This is a genomic window from Arthrobacter sp. FW306-1B-G06A (assembly GCF_058781765.1).
In genome coordinates this window covers 1-7,287 of sequence record NZ_JBYSXB010000055.1, presented here as the reverse complement: position 1 = coordinate 7,287, position 7,287 = coordinate 1, and the positions used below count along the sequence as shown (strand labels likewise).

Annotated in this window: 14 protein-coding genes and 1 pseudogene; 3 read left to right on the top strand and 12 right to left on the bottom strand. The window is 66.0% G+C overall.

Annotated elements, in window-relative coordinates; translation table 11 throughout:
* Nucleotides 1–138 precede the first annotated feature (138 nt).
* Nucleotides 139–672 (top strand): hypothetical protein, encoded by a 534-nt coding sequence (locus tag AC3WJM_RS21165; protein WP_492260692.1) that lies wholly within the window; start codon nucleotides 139–141, stop codon nucleotides 670–672.
* Here AC3WJM_RS21165 and AC3WJM_RS21160 read toward each other — a convergent pair.
* The 6 genes from AC3WJM_RS21160 to AC3WJM_RS21135 form a co-directional block, all read right to left on the bottom strand.
* Nucleotides 641–916: a DUF3040 domain-containing protein gene (locus AC3WJM_RS21160; RefSeq protein ID WP_284990528.1), complete on the bottom strand. Its 276-nt coding sequence runs from the start codon at nucleotides 914–916 to the stop codon at nucleotides 641–643. The genes AC3WJM_RS21165 and AC3WJM_RS21160 overlap by 32 nt on opposite strands.
* 22 nt (nucleotides 917–938) lie before the next feature.
* On the bottom strand, nucleotides 939–1,370 hold the full coding sequence (locus AC3WJM_RS21155; protein WP_492272865.1) for a hypothetical protein: 432 nt from the start codon (nucleotides 1,368–1,370) through the stop codon (nucleotides 939–941).
* A gap of 36 nt (nucleotides 1,371–1,406) precedes the next feature.
* On the bottom strand, nucleotides 1,407–1,613 hold the full coding sequence (locus AC3WJM_RS21150) for a hypothetical protein (RefSeq protein WP_284990531.1): 207 nt from the start codon (nucleotides 1,611–1,613) through the stop codon (nucleotides 1,407–1,409).
* A 127-nt stretch (nucleotides 1,614–1,740) separates the two neighbouring features.
* Nucleotides 1,741–2,115 (bottom strand): hypothetical protein, encoded by a 375-nt coding sequence (locus AC3WJM_RS21145; protein WP_284990532.1) that lies wholly within the window; start codon nucleotides 2,113–2,115, stop codon nucleotides 1,741–1,743.
* Between the two features lie 13 nt (nucleotides 2,116–2,128).
* The gene (locus tag AC3WJM_RS21140; RefSeq protein ID WP_284990533.1) at nucleotides 2,129–2,587 is read right to left on the bottom strand and encodes a J domain-containing protein; all 459 of its coding nucleotides are present in this window, start codon (nucleotides 2,585–2,587) and stop codon (nucleotides 2,129–2,131) included.
* A gap of 196 nt (nucleotides 2,588–2,783) precedes the next feature.
* On the bottom strand, nucleotides 2,784–3,209 hold the full coding sequence (locus AC3WJM_RS21135; protein ID WP_284990534.1) for an Hsp20/alpha crystallin family protein: 426 nt from the start codon (nucleotides 3,207–3,209) through the stop codon (nucleotides 2,784–2,786).
* A 133-nt stretch (nucleotides 3,210–3,342) separates the two neighbouring features.
* Here AC3WJM_RS21135 and AC3WJM_RS21130 point away from each other — a divergent pair, with 133 nt between their 5' ends.
* The gene (locus AC3WJM_RS21130) at nucleotides 3,343–3,660 is read left to right on the top strand and encodes a MerR family transcriptional regulator (protein WP_284990535.1); all 318 of its coding nucleotides are present in this window, start codon (nucleotides 3,343–3,345) and stop codon (nucleotides 3,658–3,660) included.
* A 24-nt stretch (nucleotides 3,661–3,684) separates the two neighbouring features.
* Here AC3WJM_RS21130 and AC3WJM_RS21125 read toward each other — a convergent pair whose 3' ends face one another.
* Entirely contained in the window at nucleotides 3,685–3,906 is a 222-nt protein-coding gene (locus tag AC3WJM_RS21125) for a Tn3 family transposase (protein ID WP_284990536.1), read from the bottom strand.
* Between AC3WJM_RS21125 and AC3WJM_RS21120 the strand changes: the two genes are divergently transcribed.
* Nucleotides 3,891–4,559 (top strand): NRAMP family divalent metal transporter, encoded by a 669-nt coding sequence (locus tag AC3WJM_RS21120; RefSeq protein ID WP_492272870.1) that lies wholly within the window; start codon nucleotides 3,891–3,893, stop codon nucleotides 4,557–4,559. The two genes, AC3WJM_RS21125 and AC3WJM_RS21120, sit on opposite strands and share 16 nt — an antisense overlap.
* 32 nt (nucleotides 4,560–4,591) lie before the next feature.
* Here the strand turns inward: AC3WJM_RS21120 and AC3WJM_RS21115 are convergent, their stop codons facing one another.
* The 5 genes and pseudogenes from AC3WJM_RS21115 to AC3WJM_RS21095 form a co-directional block, all read right to left on the bottom strand.
* Nucleotides 4,592–4,810, bottom strand: coding sequence for a hypothetical protein (locus tag AC3WJM_RS21115; protein ID WP_441438335.1), 219 nt, complete (start codon nucleotides 4,808–4,810; stop codon nucleotides 4,592–4,594).
* A gap of 12 nt (nucleotides 4,811–4,822) precedes the next feature.
* Nucleotides 4,823–5,935, bottom strand: coding sequence for a YihY/virulence factor BrkB family protein (locus AC3WJM_RS21110; RefSeq protein WP_492272864.1), 1,113 nt, complete (start codon nucleotides 5,933–5,935; stop codon nucleotides 4,823–4,825).
* An 80-nt stretch (nucleotides 5,936–6,015) separates the two neighbouring features.
* A complete protein-coding gene (locus tag AC3WJM_RS21105; protein WP_492272863.1) occupies nucleotides 6,016–6,591 on the bottom strand; it encodes a DUF3618 domain-containing protein in 576 nt (191 codons plus the stop codon).
* Complete coding sequence (locus tag AC3WJM_RS21100) at nucleotides 6,588–7,013, bottom strand: phage holin family protein (protein ID WP_306961449.1); 426 nt, start codon at nucleotides 7,011–7,013, stop codon at nucleotides 6,588–6,590. Before AC3WJM_RS21100 ends, AC3WJM_RS21105 begins: the two co-directional genes overlap by 4 nt.
* Nucleotides 7,010–7,287: pseudogene (locus tag AC3WJM_RS21095) on the bottom strand (hypothetical protein); the annotation flags it as partial. The gene AC3WJM_RS21100 and the pseudogene AC3WJM_RS21095, both read right to left, overlap by 4 nt.

Here is a 7,287-nt window from a genome sequence, read left to right as displayed (position 1 = left end):
CCCCCCCCCCCCCCCCCCCCCCCCCCCCGGGACCATGCGACCTTCCGGCGGAACAGGTTTTTTGAAGGGCGTCCGGTCAAGCGCAGGGAAGGCCAGCCGCTTCCGGACATCGTCTGGCTGAACACGGACGCGTCCGTGATGGTGCCCGAGGACTGGAACAACCCGCTTGCCCGGGCGCTCGGGGTCTTCTACAACGGCGCCGGGATCGGCAGGGACGACCGGGGCCGCTCCGTGACGGATGTGAACTTCCTCCTCTGCTTCAACTCCGGGGACGACGCGGTGTCCTTCACCCTTCCCCCGGCCGAATACGCGTCGCGGTGGGAACAGGTCCTGGACACCGCCGGAGAACGCGCAGGCACGGCCTTCCTGGACGCGGGCGGCGTGCTCGATGTAGCGGGCAAATCGGTCCTGGTCCTGCGGGCCTACACACCGCCGGCCAAGGAGCCGGACCGCTCGGTCGCCGCGTCCCTGGCCCTGCTCGCCGCAACCAAGGGCCCGGCGAGCCCCGCACGTGCCTCTGGAAGTCCGGTCACCGGCTCCGGAACCTGGGCTCCCGGCCGGGCAGCAACGGAGAATCTGTCCCCCCGGCCCGGCGGCGCAGGCCACGGCGGTGGTCCGGGCGGACAGGAGCGGTGCGGCGCTATCCGCTCCGGCGGCCGGCGCGGCGGGTGAGGAGCACGCAGGCACCTGCCAACAGCAGGATGAATCCCGGGAAGCCGATGCCCGGAAGGCGGGCGGCCATGGCCATGACGATCAGTTCAATGCCCGCGACGGTCAGGGCCAGGCCGATGGAACGGCGAAGCCACCGGAGGGCCGGCCTGCCGGTGCTCAGTTCCCGCGCGAGAACCGGATCCTGGGCTGCCAGATCCGATTCGAGTTCCCGGAGCCGCCTGCGTTCAGAGTCGGACAACGGCATCGAGATCCCTCCACCTGGCCCCTCAGGCCGCCCGGGGGCGGGGAAGTTCCATCTGGAAACCGCAGCGGCAATGCAGCACCCGGGTCCGGAGGTAAACCTCCAGGAGCCTGCGCCCGGTGTTTTTCGCCGCCTCCGAAGCGACGCTCCGGCCGGCCGGGCGGCCCAGGGTCATGGGCTCGCCGCAGTGCGTGTAGATGCCGGGCTGCTCATCGCCCGGGACGGGCAGGATCCCGGCCAGGACCTTCGGGTCCAGGGCGCCCGCGGGGACCTGGTGGGCGTAGTAGCCCTCGCATTCGGTGCAGGTGTAGCTGACGTCCAGTTCACCGGCCGGACCGCCGGCCGGGAACGCAGCGGTTTCGAAGATCAGGAACTCGTCGCTGTCGCACGTCCCGCACCACGGACGGTTCCCGCCCGCATGGTCACTGTGTGTTGTTTTCAGGGCCGTTGACGTCATTGTCATCTTCTCCATTTCCACATGTCTCGTTGCGGGTCAGTGGTGCGGTGTCTTCTTTGCGGGGCGCAGGCCAGCCATGCGCAGGGCGGTCCGGAAGGCCTGATGGGGGACGGGGACTTTCCGGTTCAGGCCGCACCAGCTGACGTAGAGGAGGTAGGACGCATCGGCGTCGAGACGTGCATTGCCGGCGGCTGCGCGGATGCTGCAGTCCTGGAGGAACTGGATGATCTGTTGAGGGGTCATTGGGTACTCCGGGAATGTCTGTCAGGGCCCGGGCCGCGGCGGAAGGGCCGGTCCCCGGGGCGGATCCGATGGACGGTTCACCGCCGGGTTTGCCGGTTGCCTGATCCGGGTGGTCCGGGGGCGGCTTTCAGGGTTGGGTTCCGTAGATGAATTCCTTGGCGTGCGCGACGGCTTTCCGGAAGGCGTCGTTGCGCAGGGTGACTTGCTCAGGGTTTTTGGGGTCGGTTTCGAGGTAGTTCGTGTGCCCGGGGCGCAGGACCCAGATGTCGCCGGCCGGGGGCAGGTAGAACACCCCGAAGGAGCGGTGCCGGGGGTCCCCGGTCCAGATCGGCACGACCGCGACCGCGGCGCCGGTGTCCGGGTTGATCCATTGGGCCCGGGGCATGGGTTGTTCGTGGGTTTCCGGGTCCAGGAACGGCGCTGTTCCTTTGCCCCACCGCTTCTCGAAGCGTTCGTAGAACGCGGGCATCAACTGGCTGTCGTACGGACGCCAGGCACTCATGGGGTCTCCTTCGTCATGGTGCTTTCGGGTCGGACGGTGGCCAGTGCGGGATCCGCCGGATCAACGTGTAGCCGGGCGGATACGGGCCCGGCCACGCCGGCGGTGCGTCGGACCGTCCGGCGGCCGGCTCCCAGATGACCGGTCCGATCAGCAACGAGGCGGCCGGAAGCAGCGGATCCGGCGGCCGTACCAGGGGTTCCCGGGGGTGCGGTTCGGTCGGAGCCGGCCGCGGGTGGTCCCTGTCGTAGGCTGCCCGCTTTTCCGCGTTGCCCAGGATGGCATAGGCGTTCATCACGTCCTGCAGCTCCTTCTGTGATTCGGGCGTCGTCGGGCCGGTGCCGTGTCCGCGGGCCGGCCGGGTGTCCGGGTGCCGGCTGCGCATCTGCGCGCGGTAAGCACGGCCCACCTCCCGCGCCGTGGCGGTCGGGTCAATGTGCAGGATCTCGTAGGGGTCCGGGCCGTTGGTCTTCATTGTTGGTGGTGCCGTGTGTTCATCTGGGGACAGGGATGGTCCCCGGTCCGTTCAGCCGGGGACCATCGTTGCGGGAGTCATCCTCGGGGGCCTGTATCTGTGCGCTACCCGCGCCGTGGCGTGGTCTGAGAAACCCCATCACCCAATTACGTGTTGGCCGCCGAGGCGCTCCCGGTCCGGGAAGCCGTACCGGTGCTCAGGCGCTGATCTCCTGGCGCTGGTTCGCCGTGGTATCGATTTCGATCCGGCGCGGCTTTGCCTTCTCCGCCACCGGGATGCGCAGGGTCAGGACCCCGCCGTCGTAGCTTGCCTTCACTCCGTCGGTGTCCAGTGCGTCGCCGAGAATGAGCTGGCGGCTGAACACGCCGCGGGGACGTTCGGAGGCAATCAGTTCCGTGCCCTCGCCGACGGGGTCCGGGCGTTCGGCCTTGACGGTCAGCACGTTTTGTTCGACGTCGATGTCCACCGAGTCAACGGTGACTCCGGGCAGGTCGAAGGCGACCACGAAATCGTCGCCTTCGCGCCAGGCGTCCATCGGCATCGCCGCAGGCCGTGCCGTCGTTCCGAGGACCTGTTCGGCCAGCCGGTCGAATTCACGGAAGGGGTCCGTTCGCATCAGCATGGTGTGTCACTCCTTGCAGATCGCAGCTTTTTTGTTGTCAACCCAGCCGATCTGTTGCGGCTGGTATATATTTCTTATAGCACTGCGACCGGGGCGTGGCAAGCCTGATTTTGGGAAGATTTGGAGGTGGGCGATGGCAGGCGGTAACGACGCGGGCAGGGGGGTGTACGCGATTTCCGTCGCGGCGGAGCTGGTGGGCATGGGGCAGCAGAACTTGCGCCTGTACGAACGCAGGGGCCTGATCGAACCCGGCCGGACCCTGGGCGGGACCCGCCAGTACAGCGAGGAGGATCTGGCGACCTTGCGGCGGATCGGTGAGCTGCTGGACCTGGGCCTGAACCTGGCAGGCATCGGGATGGTCCTGCGCCTGGAAGCAGAGAACCGTCGCCTCCAGCGGGAACTCCGTTCCGCCACTGCTGAGCGCGCGAACGCCAGGACCCGGTCAGGATGAGACGAACAGGGCTTTTCCTTCTCCTCACCATTCAGGGTTTCGTGCTTCAAAGGTTGCGTTGACGACGTTCACGATGGCCTGCCGCAGGTTGTCTTTGGTGATGTAGGTTCTGCGCACGTGTCGTAGTTCTCGTTCGGTCTCGGCGTGGCCGCTGGCGTCGGCGATCGCTTTGATGCCCATGTTCGTGCCCAGCCCGAACTGGGCACCACGATCGCTCCCTATCTGTTCCTCTGGCAAAGCGCGCACCGGATCGAGGAGATGACCTCGGAGGCGATAAGGCCGTCGGGCTGGATGACAACTCGGCGCCGGCCGCTCACCGCAAGCTCCGAAACGCCCGCGCGGACGTGTTCATCGGGATGTTCTTCTCCGTCCTGGTCATGTTCGCGATTATCGCGGCCACCGCGACGACCCTGGGAAAGAACGGCACGGACATCAAGACCGCCGCGCACGCGGCCAAGGCCTTGGAACCCATCGCGGGACCTGCCGCGAAGTTCCTGTTCGCAGCTGGGTTCGTTGGTTCCGGGATCCTCGCGGTGCCCGTCCTTGCAGCCTCGGGCTCCGCGGGGCTGGCCGGACTGCTCGGCAAGAACTGGGGGTTCGACCGGCGTCCCAGTAAGGCGCGCACGTTCTATGTGCTTCTTGGTATGGGAACGCTCGGCGGCGTCATCATCAGTCTCTTCGACTCCGACCCCATCGGACTGCTGGTCCTCAGTGCCATCATCAACGGGATCGCCGCCGCACCGTTCCTCATCGTCACAATGCTCATCGCCAGGGACAAGGACCTCATGGGCGAATACCGCAACGGAAAACTCGCCGCCACCCTCGGCTGGGCCACGACCGCGATCATGGTGGTCGCGGGCGCCGTCGGCCTCTGGACCGCTGTCACCGGCAAAGCCTAAGCCGATCATCGTGACCGACGAGCGACCTGAGTTTATTGATCGCTCTTGATATTTCCTTGGTGTTGGTGGTCGTCGACGACGTCCGTGGCGTCGTTCCGGCGTCGATTCCTGAGCTCGGGCGGAGTAAGTTCCAAGGGCGGCAAGCCGAGGGCCTTCCGCTTGCGGGAGGAGCGGAGGTTTGCGTAGACCAAATAGAAGAAGAAGCTCAGTGACGGGACCAGCATGACAACGATCCACGGGAGGTTTCCCACGTGCGCCCCCTTTCAGTGAAGAGTTGGACGAAGGTCGGAAGTCGAGCCGTCCTCTAGGCCGGCGCTAACGGTGTGCTGCGCGCCGAGCCTCTCGCCGTCGACGATTTCTTTCTCCTCGTGTTTCGCGAGTTTCTCGCTGCGCTTGATTCCGCGGGGTGGGAGCTGGATGGTTTCTTCGGCGTCGATTCCTGCCTGCAGTTCCCGCCCGCGCTCCATTTCGGCGTCGAACTCTGCCCCGAACAGGAGGGACATGTTCAAAATCCATAACCACAGGAGCATCACGATGACGCCTCCTATTGCCCCGTAGGTCTTGTTGAAGTTGCTGAAGTTGGCCACGTAGAAGCCAAAGCCTATCGATGCAAGGATGAATGCCAGCAAGGCGATGAAGGAGCCGATGCTCATCCAACGGAACCGCGGCTGCTTCACGTTAGGGGTGGCGTAGTACAGGACCGCGATGATCAGGATCACCAGCAGGAGGACGACGGGCCATTTTGCGATGCTCCAGACCGTCAGGAGGTCCCCGCCAAGGTTGACTGCCCTGCCCGCGGCGTCGGCGATGGGTCCGCTGAGCACGAGCATGCCGGCGATCAGGGCCACGAGCATCACCGCGAAGACGGTGACACCGAGCATGGTTGCCCGGAGTTTGATGAATCCGCGCCCTTCGTCCACTTCGTAGACGCGGTTCATGGCCCTGCTGAAGGCTCCCACGTATCCGGACGCCGACCACAGGGCGGCGACGAGACCAAGTACCAGGGCGAAGCCGGCCGACGTCGAGGTGGTGAGCTCTTCGATGGGCTGGCGGATGGTGTCGATGGTGGATCCCGGGGCGATGCCTTGGAGAAGGTCCAGGAGGGCGGAGGTGCTATTTCCTGCCTGCCCGAAAATACCGAGCAGGGAGACGAGCGCAAGCAGCGCGGGGAAAAGGGAAAGCACCGCGTAGTAGGTCAGCCCCGCGGCGGCGTCCGGGCACTGATCCTTGCCGAACTCACGGAAGGTCCTCTTGGCTATGTAGGTCCAGGTTGGCCTGGCGATCTCGGTGGGCCTGTCCGGTTTTCGGGCATCATCCGCATCCGGGGCTGTGGCTGCCTTGGCCTTGCTGCTGTCGGCGGGGTTCTTCGTCGTCATGGATGTCCCTTATTCAAAGCGGGCTCGAGGCGTGCCGTCCTTCATTGATGTATTGGCCGGACAGCACGCCTCCGTCTGGATCAGGCGGGCTCGATCCGGTCCCTGGCCGCGATGGTGGTGTCCGTGACGTCGGAGACGGCGGTTTGGGATTCGTCCTTGACGTTTTCGACTGCCTCGGTGGCCGCGGACTTCACGTTTTCCAGCGCTTCCTGGGCCGGTTCCTGGAGATCCTGGGCCACGTCCTGAGCCGCGGCGGCAAGTTCGGTGGTCAGCGGTTCGGCCGCGTCCTTCAGGGCCGCCGCTGCCTCCTTTTCCTTCTCGCTTGCCGGGATCAGGGAGGCCACCAGCAGACCGGCCCCGAAGGCTATCAGCCCGGCAGCCAGCGGGTTGCCTTGCGTTTTGCTGGCGAGGCGGTGGGGGACGTCGCCGATCGCCGCGCCGGCGTCGTCGATTGCTGATCGCCCGCCCTCCGCAACATCATCAGCGGTACCCAGGATGTTCTCCTTCACGCCGAAGACGGCATCTTTGACTTTCTCGGTTTGGCGTCGGACCACGTGCGACGGCGTCACCTTGTCGGCCACTGCGTCAACGTTGGTGCCAAGGCGCCGCCGGGTTTCCTCTATCTCGGAACGGATATCATCCGGGTTTTCACTCATCGTTGCTCCTCGCGTGGTTTGAGCGTTTCTGGGATTTCCTGGATTGTTGCGGTCGTCTGGGGCATGCCTTTGACGGCTTTGAGTTCCTTCCGGCCTATCGACGCCAGGACAGCTGCCACGATCGCCCAGAGGACAGCCACGACGACGGCGGACCAGCCCAGGCCCATCAGCTCGCCCAGAGCGTACCAAAGGGCGAGGGAAAGGAAGAGGAGCACAAAATGCCCGGCAACGCCGGCGCCTGCCACCATTCCGGCGCCCTTGCCCGCCTGTGCCGTGGACTGCTTCAGTTCAGCTTTGGCCAGTTCGACTTCCTGGCGCATCAGTGTGGAAATGTCCCGCGTGACCTCTCCGAGAAGGTCTCCCAGCGATGTCGAGTCCGCTTTGGCTTGCGCGGGCGTCGGTGGGATGTGGCTCTCGGTCATCGCGACTCACCGCTGGTGGGCTCGACGCCGGGCCCTTTCCCGCCGTCGGCCGCGTCATTCCCTGCCACGGGAGCCGGAGACCCGAGACGGTGCGAGCGGTCACGGGTGAATGGGTCCTCGTCTATCCCGCCGTTGGGCCAGGGATCGGCTTCCGGTTCGGTGACCGGCGCGGATTGAGGCAGGGTGGCCGGCGCGCCGGCGGGTGCGACGGTCCCGTGGCCCGAGCCGGTGTCGGGGTTCGAGTATCCAGCGGTCGTGGTGGTGGGGCCGGGGA

Coding starts and splice junctions, on each gene's coding strand:
- AC3WJM_RS21165 (WP_492260692.1), top strand. CDS start 139: ATGGTGCCCGAGGACTGGAACAACCCGCTTGCCCGGGCGCTCGGGGTC.
- AC3WJM_RS21160 (WP_284990528.1), bottom strand. CDS start 916: ATGCCGTTGTCCGACTCTGAACGCAGGCGGCTCCGGGAACTCGAATCG.
- AC3WJM_RS21155 (WP_492272865.1), bottom strand. CDS start 1,370: ATGACGTCAACGGCCCTGAAAACAACACACAGTGACCATGCGGGCGGG.
- AC3WJM_RS21150 (WP_284990531.1), bottom strand. CDS start 1,613: ATGACCCCTCAACAGATCATCCAGTTCCTCCAGGACTGCAGCATCCGC.
- AC3WJM_RS21145 (WP_284990532.1), bottom strand. CDS start 2,115: ATGAGTGCCTGGCGTCCGTACGACAGCCAGTTGATGCCCGCGTTCTAC.
- AC3WJM_RS21140 (WP_284990533.1), bottom strand. CDS start 2,587: ATGAAGACCAACGGCCCGGACCCCTACGAGATCCTGCACATTGACCCG.
- AC3WJM_RS21135 (WP_284990534.1), bottom strand. CDS start 3,209: ATGCTGATGCGAACGGACCCCTTCCGTGAATTCGACCGGCTGGCCGAA.
- AC3WJM_RS21130 (WP_284990535.1), top strand. CDS start 3,343: ATGGCAGGCGGTAACGACGCGGGCAGGGGGGTGTACGCGATTTCCGTC.
- AC3WJM_RS21110 (WP_492272864.1), bottom strand. CDS start 5,935: ATGACGACGAAGAACCCCGCCGACAGCAGCAAGGCCAAGGCAGCCACA.
- AC3WJM_RS21105 (WP_492272863.1), bottom strand. CDS start 6,591: ATGAGTGAAAACCCGGATGATATCCGTTCCGAGATAGAGGAAACCCGG.
- AC3WJM_RS21100 (WP_306961449.1), bottom strand. CDS start 7,013: ATGACCGAGAGCCACATCCCACCGACGCCCGCGCAAGCCAAAGCGGAC.